Consider the following 23,233-nt stretch of genomic DNA (forward strand, 5'->3'; position numbering starts at 1 on the left):
CTCCGGCCCCGTCGCTAAAGCAGGAAATCGCTCGCGGTCAGGTTGTGCACCCCGATCAGCCTGATCGCGAAATCCACCGTCGCCGGATTATTGTCGACATTCGCCTCGACAAAGCTGTCCGTACCGTTGGAATAGACATGGAGCTGGCCCGCCCCTGAAAAGGCTGCATTGCCGATGAAGCTGAAGGCCTGGTTTCCCGACAGCGCGGAGAGGGCGTCGATCCCGGACAGGTCGATCCGGTCGATCCCCTGCTGGAAATCCATGATCCGGTCCATGACCGCAAGCGTGCTGTTGCCCGTCGCATTGTAGATGAACAGGTCGGCATCGGCGCCGCCCGTCAATATGTCCGCGCCCGCTCCTCCCGTGATGCGGTCGGCGCCCGCGCCGCCATCGATATTGTCATTGCCGCCCGCGCCGTTCAGCGTATCGGACCCGCCATTGCCGATCAGCGTGTCGTTGCCGCCCGCGCCCCTCAGCGTGTCTTCCTCCCCCTGACCGATGAGCGTCGAACCGCCGCTGGCCGCCGTCAGCGACAGGCCGGAGACATTGTTGACGACGACCGTCAGGTTCTGGAAATCCTGAGCCCCCAGGCTGTCCGTCGCCAGCACCTGGACCTGATAGCGATTGTCCAGGTTGGAATCGGCCGGCGCCTCGAAATCCGGGGCGCTCTTGAAGGTGAGGACGCCGCTCTGAGGATCGATGGAAAAGAGCGCGCCGTCCACGGCCGATCCCAGCGAATAGGTGATTGACTGACCCAGGTTGACGTCCGTCGCCGTGACCTTCGTCACGGCCGTGCCGTTTTCGGCCATGCGGATGGTGGCGGATGCGCCGCCGCCGTTGGAGATGATGATCGGCGGGGCGTTGAGGATGGTCACGGTGACGGCGATGGCCTGCTCGTCATGGAGCGTTCCGTCCGACGCGCGGACGATGACGTCATAGACATTGTCCCTGCCCGCGTCCGTCGGCAGCAGATAATTGGGCGTGCTCACGAAGTTGAGCTGCCCTGTGGAAGCGTTGATCGTGAACTTGCCAGCATCCACGCCGCCCGCGATGGAATAGGCCAGCGTCGTGTTGGCATCAGGATCGACAGCCGTAACCTTCATCACAGTCCGCGTGCCGCTGGAAACCGAGATGGCAGCCGTGTCGCCGCCGCCGCCGGAGGTGATCACCGGCGCCTGCTCGTTCACATTGGTGACGGTGACGTTGATGACCTGATCGTCGAACAGCGCGCCGTCGGACACTCGCACGGTCAGGCTGTAGACATTGTTTCCGTTCGCATCGCCCGGCAGGTCGTAATTGGGCGGGCTGAGGAACGCGAGCGCGCCGGTCGAAGGATCGATCGAGAACAGCGCGCGATCCGGGCCGCCGACGATCGAATAGGCTAGCATCGTGCCCGCATCGGGATCGATCGCGGTCACGGTCGTCACGCCCGTCAGGTTTTCGGCGACGGAGACGGCCGCCGAAGCCCCGCCGCCGTTTGAGGTGATGACCGGCGCTTCGTTCACATTGGTGATCGTGACCGCGATCGCCTGATCGTCGTACAGCGTGCCGTCGGATGCGCGGACGATGACGTCATAGACATTGTCCGTCCCGACATCGCCGGCCGCTTCGAAATTCGGCGCGCTGAGGAAGGTCAGCGCTCCCGTCGCGCCGTCGATCCTGAATTTCGCGGCGTCCGCTCCGCCGGAGATGGAATAGCCGATCACCGTCCCCACGTCCGCATCGGTCGCGACAACGGTTGTCACGGCCGTGCCGTTCTCCCCCATGGAAAGCGTCGCCGTGGGGCCGCCGCCATTGGAGACGATCACCGGCGGATTCTTATATTCCAGCATGACGTTGTGCAGGCCATAGCCGCCCAGGTCGACCGTCACGATCTCCCCGACCTGGCTATATCCCGCCGCCCCGGTGACGACGATCCCGTCCGTGCCCGGATTGGCGATGTCGATGACGACCTTCCCCTCTCCCTGGATCGAAAAGGCGAGGTTATGGCCGTCGCCGGCGACGCTCAGCAGCACGGCCCGCATCGGCAGGTCGGTGATGTGCGTCACATCGTCCGCCGCTGCTCCCAGAGTGATCTTGAAGGTGCCCCCGCTCTGGGGCAGGAAGACGCTGTCGCTGTCATAGGCATACCAGCCGGTCACATTCTGGATGACCAGCGCGCCCTGGCGCTCGACATCCAGCGACAGGTTGCCGACATTGGCGCCGCCGACGCTGGCGGTGATGCTGTTGCCCGCCACGGTCGTGGTGATCGTGGCGTTCTTCACCGCCGTCATGCGCGCCGCTAGGTCATCCAGCGTGACGAATTCCATGTTCGCCGCCACCGCATGCTGAATCCAGCTTGTGAACAGTGAAATATCATAGGGGCTGTCCACCGTCGGGCTGCCCGACAGGAAATCCGCCGCGCCATAATCGTGCCAGGGCCAGACGATGACGGGCATCCCCGCATTGGCGACCAGCTTGTCGAATTCGCCGATCCAGAGCGCGGTCGCTTCGGCCACGGTCTTCTGCTGAAATTCGATGAAGGTGTAGTCGAAGGATGTGTTGGGCGCGAAATAGATCTTGCTCTGGTCGGCGGGCGTCAGATAGCCGAAGGCGTTGGGATAGCCCGCGCCCTGCGCCGCATAGCCGCCGGTCAGATAATCCGACACATATTTCATGATCTCCTGCGATACCGGAAGGGATTCCGGCGCTCCCGGCACGGCGGCGCCGGTGATCTGGAACGGCTGGTTGAGATAGGCGCTGATCTGCTGGTTCAGGATCGCGATGCTGTCCTGGAATTCAGTCTGGATCTGCTGCGCGTTGAGCAGGTTGGTATTGTCCGGGTGGGTCAGGCTGTGCGTCCCCAGTTCGTTGCCGAGGTCGAGGAGCGCCTTGTAATAGGGCAGCGACACCGCCCAGTCGGTCCCGGTGCCGTTGGTCCCGTTGCCGACATTCAGGTAGAAGCTGCCAACGAAATTATAGTCCGCCTTCCATTGCGTCAGGATGGGCAGCAGCTTGTCGTAGATGCCCGGCGTGCTGCCGGGAGGGTCGACGTCCTCCAGCTCCTGGCTCTGGTCCATGTCGACGCGGGCGGCGACGACGCCGGATTCGCGCGACAAATGCAGGCCGACCGACAGGCCGGTGCCGTTGGCCGCATAGCTGATCGCCTGTTGCAGCATGTTGGCGTCGGCCATCACGCCTTCGCTGGAGAAGAGGACGTTGCGCGCCGCGCCGGTCTGCGTCGCGAGGGCGGCGGCATAGGCCGATCCGCCGTTTATGGTTTCGGTGGCGATCTGGTGCCCGGTGCCGCTGACGCTGGCGAAGGCGTTCCAGCCGACGCCGCTATAGCTGTTTACCTGCTGCCCGTTGGCATAATGGTCGAGGACGAGGCCGGTCGGGTCCGTCGCGGTCACCACCACATCGCCGGTGCCGCCGGTGACGCGGGTGGCGTCGAACAGCAGCTTCATCTGGGCATAGGGATCGCCCGGCAGCGGATCGCCGCCGATAGCGCCGCCCGGCACATGCGGCTGGTTCGTCATGAACTCGCCCGCCGTGATCAGGCCGATGCCCAGTTGCTTGCTGGCCATTTCCAGCGTGTGGGAAATCGCCTCCACCTTGTCGACGGGGACGTTGCGGAAGGAGGGGAAGACCAGCGCGTCGTAATGGGACAGCTTGTTGAGATCGGTAAGGTCGGCCTCCGTCAATATGTCGAAGGGGATGCCGGCCTGGATCGCCTGCGCCTGGACCGACATGAAAAGCTGCGAATAGGCGGTCGGGCTGAAATAGGCGTCGGCGGTCGTCTGGGAGAAGACGATGCCGATCCGCATGTCCGGGGCCTGGGTCGCGGTCGTCTGGTTGAAGACCGTGAACGGGGCGGACTGATAGTTGGACGGCATGAAGCTGTTGGACAGGTTGTTGATGTCGTAATAGCTGTACATCGCCGCCGGATTGCCCACCGCCGAGGTCGGCAGGCGGAATTCGACCGTGGTGCGGTCCGCCGACCAGGCCGCCTGCAGGCCGCCCAGCACCAGCGTCTCGCCCGCCGCGCCGCTATAGAGGTTCACCGTTCCGTCGGCCGCGAAATTGACATTATATTCCGCGCCGCCCGCGAAGCCGAATATCTGGTAGCCGGTGGACGTCTTGCCGTCCGTGTTCAGCCAGACGGTGGTGTCCGCGCCTATGGCAACGGGCGCGGTCAGGGCGAAGACGAAGGCGTCATTGTCAAGCGTCGCATAGACCTGGTAGCCGGGGGCGCTGTTGTCGTCGATCCGGTCGGTCGCGAACCAGTCATCCAAAGAGCCGTCGATGGTGACGCTGTGGCCATAGGTCATGGCAAACCCCTAAACTTATGAATGTCGAAATCATTTCACAGGTTTGCGACCCAATATCTTTTGGTTTTCGTCAATAAAAACCGGACGCGCATGCACAACGGACAATAGAGCGCAACGCTCATGCCCGGCATCGAAGACAAAAATATGCCGTTCTGGGTTTCCCAGCCATTATCCGCGTCGATGAGGCTGCGTCAGGGTATAAAAATCATCTTCTGATATGCCCGCTGCGGTTCCCAAGGCCGGCGATCCGCTCAGGGCTACAGTCACACCACGCATCCATCTGGGGCGACTCGGTTTTTTGAAGTTTTACCCATGGTTAATTTGCGGTCAGGCATGTTTCAATGTCAACTTCAATGAACAAATATCGGCATAAAAAATTTCCGATATGGCCAAATAGTCTATCAATTAAGGATGTATACTAGTTAAGTATAGCGGATGGATTATACCCACCGCTATATCCCGGCATTGCTCATTTTACTTTATAAGACCTCCCGCCTCGACCGCCCGTCCCGCCGGGTGGCGGTTTACTGATTCAGGATCGACGTTCCGCAAGAAGGGACCGTGATTGTGTTTCGGGCACGCGAAAAGCTATCCTCTATCGGCCTTATCGCCGCCGCCACGCTGATGCTGGCCGGGTGCGGAGGCGGTGGAGATGACGGCACGCCGACCCCCGCCCCGACGCCGGCTCCAACGCCCTCGCCCAGCCCCTCCCCCACGCCCGCCCCGGCCCCTGCAACGCTTTTCAGTTGGGACTGGATATTGCAGAACCAGGGCCTGCCCGCGACGCCGCCCGCCGTCGCCTATCTCGATGTCGACGGGTTCGACACGGCTGCCGCTTATGTGGCGCTGGCCAAATCCCGCGGAACCAGGACGATCTGCTATCTCGATGTCGGATCGGCGGAAAGCAACCGGCCAGACTATGCCAGCCTCTCGGCCATATCGGGACTATTGGGCAACAGCTATCCCGGCTTCGCGGGCGAGCGTTACATCGACATTCGCCGCTATCCCGAATTCATCCAGATCATGGACGATCGGCTGCGCATGTGCCGGGACAAGGGTTTCGACCATGTCGAATTCGACGTGATGGACGCGTTCGAGGATGGCGCCGCGACGACAGGGTTCGACCTGACGGAACAGGACATGATCGCCTATGTGACCGCCCTCTCCGCCCGGGCGCGCGGCTATGGGCTGAAGCCGGTGCAGAAGAACGCCGGCGGTTCGTCCGCGAAGCTCGTGCCGCTGTTCGACGCCATATTGTTCGAAGGATGCGTGCTGGGCGATTTCTGCGCCGACAGCGCGCCCTATGTCGCGGCGGGCAAGCCCGCGTTCAACGCCGAATATCCGGAGGAATGGCCAGCCGGAACCTTCGACCGGGCAAGGACGTGCAGCATATCCGCCAACGCTGCCGTCTCCACGATCATCACCGTCGTGGATCTGGACAGGCCCGCCCTGGACCGATGCGTTCCTTAAGGCTGGTTTTGCAGCGATTTAAGGGAAATGGCGCACCCGGAACGATTCGAACGTCCGACCCTCAGATTCGTAGTCTGATGCTCTATCCAGCTGAGCTACGGGTGCGTGGTGGAGGGGCAGATAGAAGGGGGCGGGCAGTCTGGCAACCCCTAAACTGGACTATCCTTATTTAAAAACCGCCGCCGGTCGCATCCCTCGGACAAGCGACTTCGCGCCCATGCGAGGACATGAAAACGGGACTGTGGGAAATGGCGCACCCGGAACGATTCGAACGTCCGACCCTCAGATTCGTAGTCTGATGCTCTATCCAGCTGAGCTACGGGTGCGTTGGAGTGGCGCAGATAGAAGCGCCCAGGCTTTTGAGCAAGCCCTTTTTGCACTTTTTTGCCGGCCAGCTCCTTGGAAGGCGTCGAACCGCAACCTTGTTTCGCCCTGGTCGTTCGATGGGCAGGAAAGGATGCTGAGATGACCTTCACACCAAATGAAATCGCGCTGTTGGTGATCGCGCTGCTGATCGGGCTGCTTCTGGGCCTCATTTTAAGCGGGCGCGGCAAATATAAGCGCTATTGGCGTGACGAGCAGCTTGCCCACGCCCATGCGGTCAAGGATCGGGACGCGCGCCTGGCCGACGCGCGGGAGCGGATCGCCGAACTGGAGCGTCACTCGGTTCCGCCACGGCCCGCCGCCATGCACGGCCCTGCCGGAAGCACGCATGAGCGGGACGATTTCAGCCGCATCCGGGGCATCACTCCGCAGGATGAGATCGCGCTTAACCAGGCGGGCTATCATCGCTACGACCAGATCGCGGCGATCGGCGCCGAGCAGGAGGCAGCGCTGGAAACGCAACTTGGCCTGCGTCGTGGCGTGATTTCGCGGGAGGAATGGCGGGAGCAGGCTCGCCTGCTGGATGCCCGCCAGGACCAGGAGCATGCACGGCTCTACGAGCATCGCACCACGCAAGCCTGAAAAGAAAGGGGCGGGATGATCTCCCGCCCCTGTCCTGTCATTTCCGGTTCGCCAGCGCCGCCTGAGCCGCGGCAAGGCGAGCGATCGGCACCCGATAGGGCGATGCCGATACATAATCGAGGCCCGTCTTCTCGCAAAAGGCGATGGACGCCGGGTCGCCGCCATGCTCCCCGCAAATGCCGAGCTTGATGCCGCTCCGCGTAGCGCGGCCGCGTTCGGCGGCCAGTTCGATCAGTTCGCCGACGCCCTCCACATCGATGCTGACGAACGGGTCGCGGGCGAAGATGCCCTTGTCCACATATTGCGTCAGGAAGCGCCCGGCGTCATCGCGGCTGATGCCGATGGTCGTCTGCGTCAGGTCGTTGGTGCCGAAGGAGAAGAATTCGCCGACTTCGGCGATCTCGCCTGCCTTCAATGCGGCGCGGGGCAGTTCGATCATGGTGCCGACCAGATAGTCGACCGAAGCGCCCTGCTCCTCGAACACCTGCTTGGCCACGCTGTCGACGATGGCCTTCATCAGTTCCAGCTCCTTCTTCGTGGCGACGAGCGGGATCATGATTTCGGGGATCGGCGCTTCGCCGCTGCGCTGCTTGATGATCAGCGCGGCCTCGAAGATGGCGCGAGCCTGCATTTCGTAGATTTCGGGGTAGGTGACGCCCAGGCGGCAACCGCGATGGCCCAGCATCGGGTTGAATTCATGCAGTTCGGCGGCGCGGCGCTTCAACGCCTCCACGCCGACGCCCGCTGCCCTGGCCACTTCCTCGAACTCCGCTTCGCCATGGGGCAGGAATTCGTGCAGCGGCGGGTCGAGCAGGCGGATGGTGACGGGCAGGCCCGCCATCACCATGAAAATCTGCGCGAAATCGTCCCGCTGTTCCGGCAGCAGCTTGTCGAGCGCCACGCGGCGGCCCTTTTCGCTGTCGGCCAGGATCATCTCCCGCACGGCGGTGATGCGGGCCGCGTCGAAGAACATATGTTCGGTGCGGCACAGGCCCACGCCTTCCGCGCCGAAATCGCGGGCAGTCTGGCAGTCGAGCGGGGTTTCGGCGTTGGCGCGGACCTTCAGGCGGCGGACCTTGTCGGCCCAGGCCATCAGGATGCCGAAGTCGCCCGCCAGTTCGGGCTGCACAGTCGGGACTTCGCCCGCCATCACTTCGCCGGTCGAACCGTCGATGGTGAGGATGTCGCCTTCCTTCAACGTGCGGCCTTCGATGCGCAGCGTCTTGGCGGCATTGTCGATGGACAGGCTGCCCGCGCCGGAGACGCAGGGGCGGCCCATGCCGCGCGCCACCACGGCGGCGTGGCTGGTCATGCCGCCGCGCGCGGTCAGGATGCCCTTGGCCGCATGCATGCCGTGAATGTCTTCAGGGCTGGTTTCGACGCGGACGAGGATGACGGAGTCGCCCAGTTCGTTGCGGCGCTCCGCGGTGTCGGCATCGAACACGATGGCGCCCGAAGCCGCGCCCGGCGAGGCGGGCAGGCCCTTGGTCAGCACGTCGCGGGGCGCCTTGGGATCGAGGGTCGGGTGCAGAAGCTGGTCGAGCGCGGCGGGATCGACGCGGGCGACGGCCTCTTCCTCCGTGATCAGGCCCTCATTCGCCATGTCGACCGCGATTTTCAGCGCGGCCTTGGCGGTGCGCTTGCCGGAGCGGGTCTGGAGCATCCAGAGCTTGCCCTGCTGCACCGTGAATTCGATGTCCTGCATGTCGCGATAATGGGTTTCGAGGATCTGGAACACCCGCGCCAGTTCGGCATAGGTTTCCGGCATCGCCTCTTCCATCGACAGCGGCTTGGCCCCTGCCCGCTCGCGCGCGGCCCTGGTCAGATATTGCGGCGTGCGGATGCCCGCCACCACATCCTCGCCCTGGGCGTTGATCAGATATTCGCCATAATAGGCGTTCTCGCCGGTGGCGGGGTCGCGGGTGAAGGCGACGCCAGTGGCCGAGGTGTCGCCCATATTGCCGAACACCATCGCCTGCACGTTGACGGCGGTGCCCCAATCGTGCGGGATCGAGTTGAGGCGGCGATAGACCTTGGCGCGGTCGGCCTGCCAGCTACCGAAGACGGCGCTGATCGCGCCCCAAAGCTGGTCGTTCACATCCTGCGGGAAGGGCTTGTTCCAAAGCTTTGAAACCAGGCCTTTATATTCGGTAACGAGCGCCTTCCAGTCGGCGGCGGTCATTTCCGTGTCGAGCGTGTAGCCCTGGTCTTCCTTGGCGATCTCCAGCGCTTCCTCGAACGCGCCATGGTCGAGTTCCAGCACCACGTCCGAATACATCTGGATGAAGCGGCGATAGCTGTCCCAGGCGAAACGCTCGTCGCCCGAAGCGGCGGCGAGGCCGATCACGGTTTCATCGTTGAGGCCGAGGTTCAGGACCGTGTCCATCATGCCGGGCATGGAAATGCGCGCGCCGGAGCGGACGGAGACCAGCAGCGGGTCGGCCTTGTCGCCGAACTTCTTGCCGGTGACGCCCTCGATATGGGCGATGCCGTTCGCGACTTCCGCCTTCAGGCTTTCGGGATAGACGCCGCCATCGGTATAATAGCGGGTGCACATCTCCGTCGTGATGGTGAAACCGGGGGGCACGGGCAGGCCGATGGCGGCCATGCCGTCCAGATTGGCGCCCTTGCCGCCCAGGAGATTCTTGTCGCCCTTGCCGCCGTCATCGACGCCGCCGCCGAAACGATAGACATAACGGGTCGCGGTCGTGCTCATGCTGGCCTCTTCCATTGTCAACATAATAGCGGCTCTCCTGCTGATTGCCGTGTATTGTGCGATGCAACAAAACTTTAACAACAGGCGGGCGACAAACGCACCCGCTTTTACGATGATTGATGTCCTATTTCACTGATTTTCCCGATTGCGCGCTTATCTGTCTTTATTATCCGGCAATTTTCGAGAAATCGGCCACCGCATGGACCGCCTTGCGCACCCGCGAGAGCAGCGCCAGGCGGGCGGAGCGCTTGGTTTCATCGGCGTCGTTGACGGTGACGCTTTCGAAAAAGGCGTCGATGGGGGCGCGCAATGTTGCAAGCGCGGCCATGGCGCCTTCGAAATCCTCCGCAGCTACGGCGGCGGTGGCGCGGGGTTCGGCAGCGTCCAGGGCAGCGATGAGGGCGGCTTCGGCGGGTTCGGGGGTGTAGGTAAGCTGGGTCGCCTCCGCGGTTTCGACTCCTTCTTTTTTCAAGATGTTGGCGGCGCGCTTGTAGCCGGCGAGAAGGTTCGTGCCGTCGTCCGTGGCGACGAAGGATTGAAGCGCCTTCACGCGGGCCAGCAGGCGAACCAGATCGTCCTCACCGCCGAGCGCAAACACCGCGTCGATCAGGTCGTGACGGACGCCAGCTTCCTTTTGCTGGACCTTGAGACGGTCGGCTAGGAATGGCAGCACGTCCGGAGCGGATTTCATCACGGCCTCATGCACATCCGCAGCATATCTGATTAGCGGCGCCAGTTCCTGACTATAATGCCTTGACCCGCCGTCATCATTCATCCGGGAGATCGAACCATCTTCGTTGCGCGTTAACGGCCGACCCGCCAACCAATCTTGATACACATCGTGTGCAAAGGAACTGTATCCAGTATCCTCAAGGCCTCGGCTGGCGATCTGTTTGGCCAAGAGGGCGAGATATTGAGGTCCGATCTTTGAGAAAGGCAGCCGGATTTCCGATTGCCCGATCAGCGAGAGAATACCTAAACCCGCCCTGCGGAGCGCAAACGGATCTTTCGAACCAGTCGGCTTTTCATCAATGGCAAAAAAAGCAAGGATGTTGTCTAATTTATCAGCTAGGGAAACTACAACTGTAGCAGGCGCGGTTGGCACTTCATCGCTTTGGCCGATCGGCTTGTAGTGATCCCGAATAGCATCAGCGACAGCGCCTGAAAGACCTTCTGCGCGAGCATAATATCCGCCCATAACGCCTTGAAGTTCTGGAAATTCGCCAACCATTTCAGTTACAAGATCAGCCTTTGCGAGACGACTGGCAGACAAGGCTGCGTTGAAAAGCTCTGTCTCCGGTTGCTGGCCTTCTTTGTTGGATTGAACAATCCCCTCTTCCACCAGCCAGCGGGCCAGTTTGGCGACGCGCTCCACCTTGTCGGCGACGGTGCCGAGCTTTTCGTGGAAGGTGATGCGTTCCAGCTTCTTCGCATGGTCTTCCAGCTTCGTCTTGCGGTCCTGTTCCCAGAAGAAGCGGGCGTCGGACAGGCGGGCGGCGAGAACCTTGCGATTGCCCGCGACGATGGCCGCGCCGCCGTCCTTCGCCTCTATATTGGCGGTGCAGATGAAGGCGGGGGCGAGCTTGCCGCTTGCATCGCGCAGGACAAAATATTTCTGGTTGATGCGGAGGGTTAGCTGGATGACTTCAGGCGGCACCTCAAGAAAAGCCGGGTCGAAATCGCCCAGCAGCGGCACCGGCCATTCCGTCAGGCCCGCATTTTCCGCGACGAGGCCCTTGTCCTCGATCACCGTATAGCCATGGGCGGCGGCGGCTTCGGCGGCCTTTGCCTCGATGATCGACTGGCGTTCCCGGTGGCTGACGATCACATGGCAGGCGCGCAGCTTTTCGGCATAGTCGTGCGCGCCGCCGATGGTGATTTCGCCCGGATGGTGGAAGCGGTGGCCGAGCGTGGCGTAGCCCGACTTGATGCCTTCGATTTCGATGTCGACCAGTTCTTCGCCCAGGATCGCGACGATCCCCTGCAACGGGCGGACCCAGCGGAGGCTTTCCGTGGTCTGGGATGCCTTGCCCCAGCGCATCGACTTGGGCCAGGGGAAGGCGCGGATGACGGCGGGGACGGCTTCGGCCAGAACCTGCGCAGAGGCGCGGCCGGGCTTGTTGACCGTGGCGAACCAGACGCCGTCGCGGTCTTCCAGTTGGTCTTGCGTCAGGCCGGTCTTGCGGAGGAAGCCTTCCAGCGCCTGCGCGGGCGCCGAGGTGCGCGGGCCTTTATGCTCCTCGCTGACGGCGGCGGTTTCCAGCGGCAGGTTGCGGGCGATCAGCGCCAGGCGGCGGGGCGTGACGAAGCTGTCGATGCTTTCGGGTTTCAGGCCGGACTTCGCCAGTTCCTCGGTGAAGAGGCGGGCGAGGTCTTCGGAAGCCTTCAATTGCATCCGGGCCGGGATTTCTTCGCAGCGGAGTTCGAGGAGGAAATCAGTCATGAGCCGGAACCGCATTCTTAGAAGAAGTGGAGGGCTTCGACAGGCTCAGCCCGAACGGGGATAGGGTAAGCCATAAGGAGGGCGAAAGATGCATCACGCGGCCCACCCGTTCACTTCCATCCACTTTTCGCAGGCGCCCTTGGCGAGGTCGCGGACGCGGCCGATATAGCTGGCGCGTTCCTGCACCGAGATGACGCCGCGCGCCTGGAGCAAGTTGAAGACATGGCTGGCCTTGATCGCCTGGTCATAGGCGGCGAGCGGGACGCCTGCCTCCAGCGAGGCCTTGCACTCGGCTTCGGCGTCCCTGAACCAGCGGAACAGCTTTTCGGTGTCGGCAATCTCGAAATTCCATTTCGACATCTGCCGCTCATTTTCCAGGAAGACGTCGCCATAGGTGACGCCTCCCCTCCCATCTACGCCATCGTTGAATTTCAGGTCATAGACGCTGTCGACGCCCTGGATATACATGGCGAGGCGTTCCAGGCCATAGGTCAGTTCGCCCGCGACGGGCTTGCAGTCGAAGCCGCCCATCTGCTGGAAATAGGTGAACTGGGTGACTTCCATGCCGTCGCACCAGACTTCCCAGCCAAGGCCCCAGGCGCCGAGCGTCGGGCTTTCCCAGTCATCCTCGACGAAGCGGATGTCATGGACCAGCGGGTCGATGCCGATCTCCGCCAGCGAACCCAGATAGAGTTCCTGGAGGTTCGCCGGGGACGGCTTCATGATCACCTGATATTGGTAATAATGCTGGAGGCGATTGGGGTTTTCGCCATAGCGGCCGTCGGTCGGGCGGCGGCTGGGCTGCACATAGGCGGCGTTCCAGGCATCGGGGCCAAGGCTGCGCAAGGTGGTCGCCGGGTGGAAGGTGCCCGCGCCCACCTCCATGTCATAGGGTTGCAGGATCACGCAGCCCTGCCGTCCCCAATAGGCATGCAGGGTCAGGATCAGATCCTGGAAGGAAAGCGCTTTGCTTGTCGCCACCGATGGTCCCCAGAAATCACGGCTTTAAAAATGACGGTCGATTGCGGCGCGCCTTGGCGCAGCGAGGGCGCATGGTCAAGGAAAAGAGGGCGCATTTGACCGTAAATCCGCTTGCCCTGGCGGTCGGTGGCCCGCATGGAAGAGAAAACCTTTAAGGAAACGGACCGCAATTCAGATGAGATGGCCCTCTTTCCGCTGGCTGGCCCCCGCCATGATGCTGCTTGGCGGCTGCGCGCTGGAGCAGCCCGCCTCAGCCCGCGATGCGGCGGTGCGTTCCGCCTATGTGACGCCCGCCTTGTGGGAAGTGAAGGATGCGGACACCACCATCTATCTGTTCGGCACCGTCCATGTGATGAAGCCGGGGGTCGACTGGTTCAAGGGCGGGGTCAGGGCGGCCTTCGAGCAGTCGGACGAACTGGTGCTGGAGATCGTCGAGCCGGAAGATCCCAATGGGCTGGCGTCCACCATGACGGGCGCGGCGCTAGCGCGGGACGGCGTGAAGCTGTCGGACCGGCTGGGCGCGGACGACCGCGCCAAATATCAGGATGCGATGAGCGCGAACGGGCTTCCGTGGCAGGCGTTCGAGATGTTCAATCCCTGGATGGCCGGCATGGCGCTGTCGGTGAAGCCCCTGGAGGCGCTGGGATACAAATCGGATCTGGGCGCGGAGAAGGTGCTGACCGCCGCGGCCAGGGCTTCGGGCAAGAAGGTCGGCGCGCTGGAGACGGTGGAGCAGCAGCTAGGCTATTTCGCGGGCCTGCCGATGGAGCAGCAGGTGAAGTTCCTGACCGCGACCATCGAGGGCCTGCCGGACATGGACGGGCAGTTCGCCAGCCTGGTCGCGCACTGGCAGGGCGGGGAACCGGACAAGCTGGCGGCGGAGATGAACGAGTCGCTGGAGGCGACGCCCGAACTGGCCCAGGTGCTGCTGATCCAGCGCAACGCCAATTGGGCGAAGTGGATCAGGCAGCGGCTCGAAAGGCCGGGCACGCTGTTCATCGCCGTGGGCGCCGGGCATCTGGCGGGCAAGGGCAGCGTGCAGGACCAGTTGAAGGCGATGGGCGTCGCTTCGACACGGGTGAAGCAATAGGATGATCCGCATCCTGGCGCGCTGGCTGGGGCTGGCCGCCCTATGCCTGATTGTCGCTTGCGGAGAGAAGCCCCCTGCCCCGCCGCCCGGTGGAGGACCCGCGCTCTGGCGGGTGGAGGGAAAAGGCATGGACGGATGGCTGTTCGGCACCATCCATGTGCTGCCGGACGGCGTGGCGTGGCGGACCGGGCCGATCGGGGACGCCATCGGGCAGGCGGACCGGCTGGTGCTGGAATCGGCCGAGATACAGGATCAGGCCGGGACTTTGGCGCAGTTCGAGAGGATGGGGCGCAGTGTGGGGCTGGCTTCGCTGGAGACGCGCGTTCCGGCAGGGGACAAGGCCGCGCTGGAGGAGATCGTCGAGAATGGCGGCGCCAATACGCAAACTCTCTCCGCTTATGAGGATTGGGCGGCGGCGATGCTGCTTTCGGCGGCGGCGCAGCAGGCCCTGCATGTCAGCCAGGATCATGGCGTCGAACCGGCGCTGATCGCCGCATTCGAAAAGGCAGGCAAGCCCATAAGCGGGCTGGAAACGGTGGAGCGGCAGTTCCGCGCCTTCGACACGCTGCCCGCGGATGCGCAGCGGCGGCTGCTGGTCGATACGGTGCGGGAGGCGAAGGAGATGCGGCGGCTTTACGACCGCATCCTCGCCGCCTGGATCAGGGGCGATGTCGCCACCCTGGCGCAGGAAGACAGGCTGGGCGAGGCGCCCGATCCGGTGGTGGAGCAGGCGGTGCTGGTGGAGCGGAACCGCGACTGGGTGAAGTCGGTGGGGGCGCTCAAGGGACGCCCCCTCATCGCCGTGGGCGCGGGGCATCTGGCGGGCAAGGACAATCTGATCGACCTGCTGCGGGCCGGGGGGTACAGGGTGACGCGGGTGCAATAGCGCCCATCCCGCTTCCCGCCCCTTGCTTTCCCGCCCCTTTCTGCTATTGGGCCGCGGTCCCGGCATGGTCATCCCTGGAGGCGTGGCGGGCGCTTACATCAATTTGCTTTTGGAGACACGCAATGAGCGAGCAGCTTACGCTGTCGGCAGAGGCACGCGATCGGGCAGGCAAGGGAGCCTCCCGCGCTCTCCGCCGCGAGGGCCGCGTACCCGCCGTCATCTATGGTAACAATGAAGAACCGCAGTCGATCCATGTCGAGGAAAAGCTCCTCAACAAGCTGCTCGGCACCGGCCATTTCTTCAATTCGGTCGTCTTCGTCGAAGTGGGCGGAAAGAAGGTCCGCACCCTCGCCAAGGATGTGGCTTTCCACCCCGTGACCGACCGTCCGCTGCACGCCGACTTCCTGCGCGTTTCGGAACATGCCACCGTCCATGTCAACGTGCCTGTGATCTTCAAGAATGAAGACGCCTCGCCGGGCCTGAAGAAGGGCGGCGTGCTCAACATCGTCGCGCATGAGATCGAACTGATCGTCGATGCGGCCGAGATTCCGGACGATGTCGTCATCGACTTGGCCGGGCTGGACGTCGGCGATTCGATCCACATCGGCGCCGTGAAGCTGCCCAAGGGCGCCAAGGCCGCCCATGACGAGACCGACTTCACCGTCGCGACCATCGTCGCCCCTTCGGCCCTGAAGAGTGCCGAAGGCGACAACGAGACCCCGGCTCAGGGCGAATAAGCCCTTAGCCTGGCTGGCCCTTTTATCGGTTCGCTCAACCCCCGTTCGGGCTGAGCTTGTCGAAGCCCCGCTCTTTTCGAAGAAGCAGGGTCGTTCGACAGGCTCAGGGCGAACGGGGGTTTGCTTATCGGGAGTTTGACGCGATGCAGATCTGGGTGGGCCTGGGCAATCCCGGAACCCAATATGCGATGAACCGGCATAATGTCGGCTTCATGGCGGTCGACCTGATCGCGGACATGCATCGCTTCCCTCCGCCGAAGAAGCAGTTTCAGGGCTGGGTGCAGGAAGGGCGGATCGGGACGGAGAAGATCGTCCTGCTGAAGCCCGCGACCTTCATGAACGAAAGCGGCCGCTCGGTGGGGGAAGCGATGCGCTTCTACAAGCTCGCGCCGCAGGACGTGACGGTCTTTCACGACGAACTCGACCTTGCGCCGATGAAGGTCAAGGTGAAGCGCGGCGGCGGCAATGCGGGGCATAACGGCCTTCGTTCGACCGATGCGCATATCGGGGCGGAGTTTCGCCGGGTGAGGATCGGCATCGGCCATCCGGGGCACAAGGACCGGGTGCACGGCTATGTGCTGGGCAATTATCACAAGAGCGAGATGAACGCGCTGGCCGACATGCTGGGCGCGATCGGAGCGGAGGCGGAATGGCTCGCCAGGGGAGACGACGCGCGGTTCATGAACGAGGTGGCCCTGCGGCTCGCGGATTAGGGCCGACGCAGCGGTTCAGGGCGTGTTGGAATTGACCAGGGGGACATTAAGCGCACCATGCTGCTGCGCAGGCAGGAGCCCAGTCCCCCATCTGCATGTCATCGTGTCGCCTGAACCAGCTTCTCATGCGCCTTCGCGGGAACACGGCATATTCCTCCCGGTTCCATTCCACGCGTTCCAGGGTCATCAGCGTTTCCGGGCATGCGCCTGCCGGCAAGGCGGGAATGCGCGTCCGTCCGCCCTGCGCTCGCGGTGAAATGGCCAGGGTGGATTGCGGACCGTCGCAGTCGCACGCCATAAAGCAGGCCTGACTTTCCACTTTCCAAGGGGATCCGGGTGATACAGACCGTCGCGACAAAGCCTTTCAACGACCAGAAGCCGGGCACGTCCGGCCTCCGCAAGAAGGTGCGGGTCTTCCAGCAGCCCCATTATGCGGAAAATTTCGTCCAGTCGGTGTTCGACAGCCTGGAAGGGTTCGAGGGCGAGACGCTGGTGGTCGGCGGCGATGGTCGCTATCTCAACCGGGATGTCATCCAGATCGTCTTGAAGATGGCGGCGGCCAACGGCTTCGGCCGGGTGCTGGTGGGGCGCGGGGGCATCCTCTCCACCCCCGCCGCATCGCACCTGATCCGTTCGTCGGGCGCCTTTGGCGGGCTGGTGCTGTCGGCCAGCCACAATCCGGGCGGGCCGGACGAGGATTTCGGGATCAAATATAATGTCTCGAACGGCGGCCCGGCGCCGGAAAAGGTGACGGACGCCATTCATGCGCGGACCCTCTCCATCGACAGCTATCGCATATTGGAAGCGGGCGATGTCGACATCGACGCGCTGGGCAGCACAACCCTGGGCGGCATGACCGTAGAGGTGGTCGATCCCGTCGCGGGCTATGCCGAACTGATGGAGACGCTGTTCGACTTCGGCGCGATCCGGGCGATGATCGCGGACGGCTTCACCCTCTCCTTCGATTCGATGAGCGCCGTGACAGGCCCCTATGCGGTCGAGATTTTCGAGAAGCGGCTCGGCGCGCCTGCGGGCACCGTGCGCAACGCCACCCCCCTGCCCGACTTCGGCCATCATCACCCCGATCCCAATCTGGTTCACGCCAGGGAACTGTACGACCGGATGATGGCGCCGGACGCGCCGGATTTCGGCGCGGCTTCGGATGGCGATGGCGACCGCAACCTGATCATCGGGCGACATTGTTACGTCACGCCTTCGGATTCGCTGGCGGTGCTGGCGGCCAATGCGCATCTGGCGCCGGGCTATGCGGCGGGCCTCAAGGGCATTGCGCGGTCGATGCCGACCAGCGGCGCGGCCGATCGCGTGGCGGAGAAGCTGGGCATTCCGCTGCATGAGACGCCGACGGGATGGAAATTCTTTGGCAATCTGCTGGACGCCGGCATGGCCACCATCTGCGGCGAGGAAAGCGCGGGCACGGGTTCCGACCATGTGCGGGAGAAGGACGGCATCTGGGCGGTGCTGCTGTGGCTCAACATCCTGGCCGTCCGGCGGCAGAGCGTCGCGCAGGTCATGGCCGAACATTGGGCCACCTATGGCCGCAACTATTATGCGCGGCATGATTATGAGGGGATTGCCAAGGACAGGGCCGATGCGCTGATGGCGGCGCTGCGAGGCGGGCTGGAGGCGCTGCCGGGCACCACGAACAGCGGCGGCGCGGTGAAGGCCGCCGACGATTTCGCCTATAGCGATCCAACAGACCAGTCCGTCAGCCGCAACCAGGGCGTGCGCGTGCTGTTCGAGGACGGGTCGCGGGTGGTGTTCCGCCTTTCGGGGACGGGCACGGAGGGGGCGACCCTGCGCGTCTATATCGAGCGCTATGTGGCCAAGGACGGCGATCTGGGGCTGGAGACGGGCGAAGCGCTTGCGCCGCTGGTCAAGGCTGCGCAGGAAATGGCGGATATTACCGGCTTTACCGGAATGGATCGGCCGAGCGTGATTACTTGAGGCCGGTTGCCAATGCTTACCATGCGGAAATGGACCGGAAATAAGGGCGCGCTAAAGGGCGGGCGATTGACCGACGCCCTTCGCGCTCCCGCGAAGGCAGGAGCCCAGTCCGGCCATTTGGAAGACGAATAACCGTCTGAACTGGGCCCTGCCTTAGCAGGAGCACATGATCAAGAGCGGCGCGCTTTTTTAAGAGGACGTGATGCGTCGCCTGTTCGCTATTCTCTTCTGTGCGCTGATCGCCATCGCCGCCCCCGCCCACGCCCGGACCACGGAGGATGAGCAGTTCTGGCTGAACCTTACCGCCATGGGGCCGGTGTCCGGCGATCTCGTCTATTTCGCGGAGATCCAGCCGCGCATCGGGGACGGGGTGTCGCGGGCCGATCAGACCATCCTGCGCGGCGGCCTGGGCTGGAAGCTGTCCTCCAGCGTCACCGTCTACCAAGGCTATGCCCATGTCGCGCTGCCGGTCAAGGATGGGCGCGACGTGAATGAGGAGCGCAGCTTCCAGCAAGCCAATTGGGCCATCGGCAAGCCGTGGGGCGGCGAGCTTTCCTCGCGCACGCGACTGGAGCAGCGCTGGCGTTCCGACGGCGACGACCTGGGCTGGCGCCTGCGGGAGATGCTGCGCTACGAAAAGCCGTTGGGCGGCAAGGCGGTGAGCGCGCTGATCTATGGCGAGGGCTTCGTGGCGCTCAACAGCACCGATTGGGGCGCGAAGGGCGGGTTCGACCAGTTGCGCAGCTTCATCGGGGCGGAGATCGGGCTGGGCGGCGCGTCGGCGGCGGAAATCGGCTATCTCAACCAGTGGATCGACCAGCGCGGCGGCAATGCGCGCGTCAACCATGTCGCCTCCGTCACGCTCTTCTTCCGTCATTGAGACCGCACGGACTCTGGCCAAGCCGCCGGGAAAGCGCTATCGGCGCGGCCAATCGGATTTGACGTGAAGGCAGTATCATGGGTTTTCGTTGCGGTATCGTCGGGCTTCCCAATGTGGGCAAGTCCACCCTCTTCAATGCGCTGACGGAAACGCAGGCGGCGCAGGCGGCGAACTATCCCTTCTGCACCATCGAACCCAATGTCGGGCAGGTCGCCGTGCCCGACCAGCGCCTTCAGACCATCGCCAAGATCGGCGGTTCGGCCAAGATCATCGAAACGCAGCTTGCCTTCGTCGACATAGCCGGCCTGGTGCGCGGCGCGTCCAAGGGCGAAGGCCTGGGCAACCAGTTCCTGGCGAACATCCGCGAAGTGGACGCCATCGTCCATGTGCTGCGCTGCTTCGAGGATGACGACATCACCCATGTCGAGGGCAAGGTGGACCCCATTGCCGACGCGGAGACGGTCGAGACCGAGCTGATGCTGGCGGACCTCGAATCCCTGGAAAAGCGCGTGCCGAACTTCGCCAAGAAGGCGGCGCAGGGCGACAAGGAGGCGAAGGCCGCCGCGTCCGTGCTCGGCAAGGCGCTGGACCTGCTGCGCGAGGGCAAGCCGGCGCGGCTGACCCGGCCGGGCGACGACGAGGAGGAGCGCATCTTCCGCCAGGCGCAATTGCTGACGGCAAAGCCCATCCTCTATGTCTGCAATGTCGAGGAGGAAAGCGCGGCGGAGGGCAACGCCCATTCGGCCCGCGTGTTCGAAAAGGCGGCGGCGGAGGGCGCGAAGGCGGTGATCGTTTCGGCCGCTATCGAAGCCGAACTCATCACCATGCCGGTCGAGGAGCGGGCGGAATATCTGGAGGCTCTGGGGCTGGAGGAAGCGGGCCTCGCCCGCATCATCCGCGCCGGATACGAGTTGCTGGGCCTCATCACCTTCTTCACCGTGGGACCGAAGGAGGCGCGCGCCTGGACCGTGGCCAAGGGTTCGAAGGCGCCCCAGGCGGCGGGCGCAATCCATACCGATTTCGAAAAGGGCTTCATCCGGGCGGAAACCATGGCCTATGCCGATTATGTCCAATATAATGGAGAGGCCGGGGCCAAGGAAGCAGGCAAGTGGCGTTCCGAAGGCAAGGAATATGTGACGCAGGATGGCGACATCATGCTGTTCCGGTTCAACGTCTGAGGGCTGATGCTGCGGCCGGGACAGATGCCCGCGCGACGCAAGGCCGCCTTTCCTCCCAGCGTCGATGAAGGGACGCGGCTGCTGATTCTGGGCAGCCTGCCGGGTGACGCGTCGATCAGGCAGGGCGAATATTATGCGCATCGCGGCAACGCCTTCTGGGCGCTGATGAGCGATGTCCTGGGCGAGGATCTGCGCGTCCGGCCCTATGCGATGCGGTTGAAGCGGCTGAAGGCGAGGGCCGTGGGCCTGTGGGACGTGATCGAGAGCGCGGATCGGGAAGGCAGCCTGGACAGCGCGATCCGCGGCGCGGAGTTGCGCGACCTGTCGGCCTTCGTGGATCGGCTTCCCGCGCTGGAGGCGGTGGCCTTCAATGGCAAGACGGCGGCTTTGCACGGGCGAAGGCAGATCGGACTGCGACCGGGCCTGACGCTGATCGACCTTCCCTCCTCCAGCGGCGCTTTCGCCAGCATGTCGCGGGAGGCGAAACGGAGCGCCTGGATGGCAATGGCGCCCTATGTCGGCGGGGAATAGGCCGCTCGTCACTTTACCGTCATGGTCGGTCTGCTAAGGCAGGCGCATGTTTTTCCGTCGCTTTTCCTTCGTGGGCCTTCTCCTTCTGGTGCTTGGCGGCTGCGCGCGATCGGACGAGCGGCCGGCGTTCACTTCCGCACTGGCCGAGCAACGGGAGCCGGTCACGATATTGGTATCCATCGACGGTTTTCGCCCGGACTATCTGAAACGGGGCGTGACGCCCCATCTGTCCGGGCTGGCCGCCGCCGGGGTCGAAGCGTCGATGCGCCCTTCCTTCCCGACCAAGACCTTCCCCAATCATTGGGCCATCGTGACCGGAGCCCGTCCCGACCGCAGCGGCATCGTCGCGAACAGGATGGAGGATGGAGCCAGACCCGGCGAAACCTTCACCATGGCGACCGACGACCCCTTCTGGTGGAACGAGGCCGAGCCGATCTGGGTGACGGCGGAAAAAGCGGGGGTGCGGACCGGCACATTGTTCTGGCCGGGATCGAATGTCGCCTGGGGCGGGAGGGAAGCGGCGGAGTGGCCGCGCAGGATCAGCGGCGGCACGCGGCCCAGCGACTGGGCGCAGTTCAACCAGGCCATTTCCGGAACGCAGCGGGTGAATGGCGTGCTGGACCTGCTGCGGCGGCCGGCGGCGATCCGCCCGCGCTTCCTGACGCTCTATTTCGACGCGGTGGACATGGCGGGCCATGCCGCCGGGCCGGACGCGGCGGAAACGACACGGGCGGTGGCGCAGGTCGATGGCGAGATCGGCCTGCTGGTCGAGGGGCTGAGGGCGATGAAGCAGCCGGCGAACCTCATCATCCTGTCCGACCACGGCATGGCGGAGAAATCGAGCGAGCGGGTGATAGCGCTGGACCAGGTGGCAAGCCCGGCCGATTACCGCATTGCAGAGAGCGGCCCCTATGCCAGCCTGGCCGCGCAGCCGGGGCGTGAGGCGGCGCTGGAATCCGCGCTGCTCAAACCCCACCCCCATATGCAATGCTGGCGGAAGGGCGCCATTCCGACCCGCTTCCATTATGGCGCGCACAGGCGCATCCTGCCCTATTTCTGCCTTGCCGAAACCGGCTGGCTCATCCAGCCCAGCGCCCCCGCCAGGCCGTTCTTCGGCGGCGATCATGGCTGGGACGACCGGGCTGCGGAGATGCAGGCGCTGTTCATAGCGAACGGCCCAGCCTTCGACACGGGATTTCAGCCTCCAGCGGACTTGGCAAATGTTGATGTCTATCCATTGCTGGCGCGGCTGCTGGGTGTCCCTCCTTTGCCCGGCGACGGCGATCCGGCCATGCTGGCGGGGTTGGTCAAGCGTTGACGTTTTCGTAAACGGAAACTAGGTTCCTGCTCATTGGAAGAAGGAACGGCTATGAGCGAGGTCATCTATTTCGAAGACATGGCGGTGGGAAACGGGATCGAGTTCGGCCCGCTCACCATCGGCCGGGAGGAAATCATCGCCTTCGCCCGCGAATTCGACCCCCAGCCCTTCCACCTTTCGGACGAGGGAGCGGCGGCCACTCATTTCGGCACGCTTTCCTCCAGCGGCTGGCATACCACGGCCCTGTCGATGAAGATGATGCTCGCGGCTTGGGAGACAAGGCCTGGCCCTCGCCCGGCGGCCCTGGGGGCCATTGGCGTGGATGAACTGCGCTGGCTCAATCCGGTGCATGCCGGGGATACGCTGCGTGGGACGTCGAAGGTGATCGAGAAGAAGGTATCCCGCAGCAGGCCCGAAATGGGCATCGTCAAGTCGCAGGTCATCATGTGGAACCAGCACGACGAAAAGGTGCTGTCGATGGTCCCCATCGTGATGTTCCGGACGCGACCGGCCTGAATTCAGCGCGGCAGCGGCTGGTTGGCGCGGGCGTCGGCCGCCATGATCCGGATCGAGGGATTGATCGCTCCGGCAATTTGTATGGCATGAAGGCCGGGCGGCAGGTCGAACCAGACGATCTTCCGGATGCCGGAGCAGCGCGGGCCATGTTCATGGGCTGCGGAGGCCAGGGCGGTGGCGCCGGTGGCGGCATCCACCCAGGCGGCGGCGGACAGCGCTATGCCGATGCGCGCCGCATCCTTGACAGCCAGGGTGAAGAGGCCGGCATGGCTTTTGGGGACGGACCTGCCGGGCGGAACGGCGAACTGGACCTGCGGAGCCGGGCGCAGCGTTGCGGTGACGGGCTTGCCAAGAATGATGCGGGGCGCGGAGGAAAGGGTGGCGCCCGCCATGACGGAGCCGCTTTGGGTCCAGCTTGTCCAGGGTTCGGCCAGGGGTGGCGCGCTGGCGCACGGGTCGGGAGCGGCCACGGCGCCTGAGGGAAGGAAGGCGAGCAGGAAAAGGAGCCGCTTCATCGATGCCCTCCTTGAGCA

At 63.9% G+C, this 23,233-nt stretch carries 17 protein-coding genes and 2 tRNA genes; 12 read left to right on the plus strand and 7 right to left on the minus strand.

The window, feature by feature from the left end; genetic code table 11:
• Positions 1-14: 14 nt before the first annotated feature.
• Positions 15-4,310 (minus strand): cadherin domain-containing protein, encoded by a 4,296-nt coding sequence (locus Sj15T_RS04665; protein WP_013040094.1) that lies wholly within the window; start codon positions 4,308-4,310, stop codon positions 15-17.
• A gap of 567 nt (positions 4,311-4,877) precedes the next feature.
• On the opposite strand from Sj15T_RS04665, the gene Sj15T_RS04670 reads away from it, so the two are divergent.
• Positions 4,878-5,780, plus strand: a complete 903-nt coding sequence (locus Sj15T_RS04670; RefSeq protein ID WP_013040095.1) for an endo alpha-1,4 polygalactosaminidase — start codon at positions 4,878-4,880, stop codon at positions 5,778-5,780.
• A gap of 28 nt (positions 5,781-5,808) precedes the next feature.
• On the opposite strand, the gene Sj15T_RS04675 is transcribed toward Sj15T_RS04670, so the two are convergent.
• Positions 5,809-5,885, minus strand: a tRNA-Arg gene (locus Sj15T_RS04675).
• Between the two features lie 144 nt (positions 5,886-6,029).
• A tRNA-Arg gene (locus tag Sj15T_RS04680) sits at positions 6,030-6,106 on the minus strand.
• A 139-nt stretch (positions 6,107-6,245) separates the two neighbouring features.
• Here Sj15T_RS04680 and Sj15T_RS04685 point away from each other — a divergent pair.
• Positions 6,246-6,746, plus strand: coding sequence for a hypothetical protein (locus Sj15T_RS04685; protein ID WP_013040096.1), 501 nt, complete (start codon positions 6,246-6,248; stop codon positions 6,744-6,746).
• 37 nt (positions 6,747-6,783) lie between these two features.
• Here Sj15T_RS04685 and ppdK read toward each other — a convergent pair whose 3' ends face one another.
• The 3 genes from ppdK to Sj15T_RS04700 form a co-directional block, all read right to left on the minus strand.
• A complete protein-coding gene (gene ppdK, locus Sj15T_RS04690) occupies positions 6,784-9,486 on the minus strand; it encodes a pyruvate, phosphate dikinase (protein ID WP_013040097.1) in 2,703 nt (900 codons plus the stop codon).
• A gap of 142 nt (positions 9,487-9,628) precedes the next feature.
• Complete coding sequence (glyS, locus tag Sj15T_RS04695; RefSeq protein WP_041386387.1) at positions 9,629-11,905, minus strand: glycine--tRNA ligase subunit beta; 2,277 nt, start codon at positions 11,903-11,905, stop codon at positions 9,629-9,631.
• A gap of 93 nt (positions 11,906-11,998) precedes the next feature.
• Positions 11,999-12,886: a glycine--tRNA ligase subunit alpha gene (locus Sj15T_RS04700; RefSeq protein WP_013040099.1), complete on the minus strand. Its 888-nt coding sequence runs from the start codon at positions 12,884-12,886 to the stop codon at positions 11,999-12,001.
• Between the two features lie 175 nt (positions 12,887-13,061).
• Here Sj15T_RS04700 and Sj15T_RS04705 point away from each other — a divergent pair, with 175 nt between their 5' ends.
• From Sj15T_RS04705 to Sj15T_RS04750, 10 genes are all read left to right on the plus strand, one after another.
• Positions 13,062-13,976 carry a TraB/GumN family protein gene (locus tag Sj15T_RS04705; protein WP_013040100.1) on the plus strand — a complete coding sequence of 305 codons (915 nt, stop codon included), beginning with the start codon at positions 13,062-13,064 and terminating at the stop codon, positions 13,974-13,976.
• Position 13,977: 1 nt separating this feature from the next.
• Entirely contained in the window at positions 13,978-14,862 is an 885-nt protein-coding gene (locus Sj15T_RS04710) for a TraB/GumN family protein (RefSeq protein WP_013040101.1), read from the plus strand.
• Positions 14,863-14,984: 122 nt separating this feature from the next.
• Positions 14,985-15,599 (plus strand): 50S ribosomal protein L25/general stress protein Ctc, encoded by a 615-nt coding sequence (locus tag Sj15T_RS04715; protein ID WP_007685708.1) that lies wholly within the window; start codon positions 14,985-14,987, stop codon positions 15,597-15,599.
• A 143-nt stretch (positions 15,600-15,742) separates the two neighbouring features.
• Positions 15,743-16,312, plus strand: a complete 570-nt coding sequence (gene pth, locus Sj15T_RS04720) for an aminoacyl-tRNA hydrolase (protein ID WP_013040102.1) — start codon at positions 15,743-15,745, stop codon at positions 16,310-16,312.
• 336 nt (positions 16,313-16,648) lie between these two features.
• On the plus strand, positions 16,649-18,277 hold the full coding sequence (locus Sj15T_RS04725) for an alpha-D-glucose phosphate-specific phosphoglucomutase (RefSeq protein ID WP_013040104.1): 1,629 nt from the start codon (positions 16,649-16,651) through the stop codon (positions 18,275-18,277).
• Positions 18,278-18,479: 202 nt separating this feature from the next.
• A complete protein-coding gene (locus tag Sj15T_RS04730) occupies positions 18,480-19,157 on the plus strand; it encodes a DUF2490 domain-containing protein (protein WP_013040105.1) in 678 nt (225 codons plus the stop codon).
• A gap of 77 nt (positions 19,158-19,234) precedes the next feature.
• Positions 19,235-20,335 carry a redox-regulated ATPase YchF gene (gene ychF, locus Sj15T_RS04735; RefSeq protein ID WP_013040106.1) on the plus strand — a complete coding sequence of 367 codons (1,101 nt, stop codon included), beginning with the start codon at positions 19,235-19,237 and terminating at the stop codon, positions 20,333-20,335.
• Positions 20,336-20,341: 6 nt separating this feature from the next.
• Complete coding sequence (locus Sj15T_RS04740; RefSeq protein WP_013040107.1) at positions 20,342-20,866, plus strand: DNA-deoxyinosine glycosylase; 525 nt, start codon at positions 20,342-20,344, stop codon at positions 20,864-20,866.
• 46 nt (positions 20,867-20,912) lie between these two features.
• Positions 20,913-22,184, plus strand: coding sequence for an ectonucleotide pyrophosphatase/phosphodiesterase (locus Sj15T_RS04745; protein ID WP_013040108.1), 1,272 nt, complete (start codon positions 20,913-20,915; stop codon positions 22,182-22,184).
• A gap of 51 nt (positions 22,185-22,235) precedes the next feature.
• Entirely contained in the window at positions 22,236-22,700 is a 465-nt protein-coding gene (locus Sj15T_RS04750) for a MaoC family dehydratase (RefSeq protein WP_013040109.1), read from the plus strand.
• Between the two features lie 2 nt (positions 22,701-22,702).
• Here Sj15T_RS04750 and Sj15T_RS04755 read toward each other — a convergent pair whose 3' ends face one another.
• The gene (locus Sj15T_RS04755) at positions 22,703-23,215 is read right to left on the minus strand and encodes a hypothetical protein (protein ID WP_013040110.1); all 513 of its coding nucleotides are present in this window, start codon (positions 23,213-23,215) and stop codon (positions 22,703-22,705) included.
• Positions 23,216-23,233: the final 18 nt, after the last annotated feature.

Source organism: Sphingobium sp. TA15, from assembly GCF_037101235.1.
Lineage (GTDB): Bacteria > Pseudomonadota > Alphaproteobacteria > Sphingomonadales > Sphingomonadaceae > Sphingobium > Sphingobium indicum.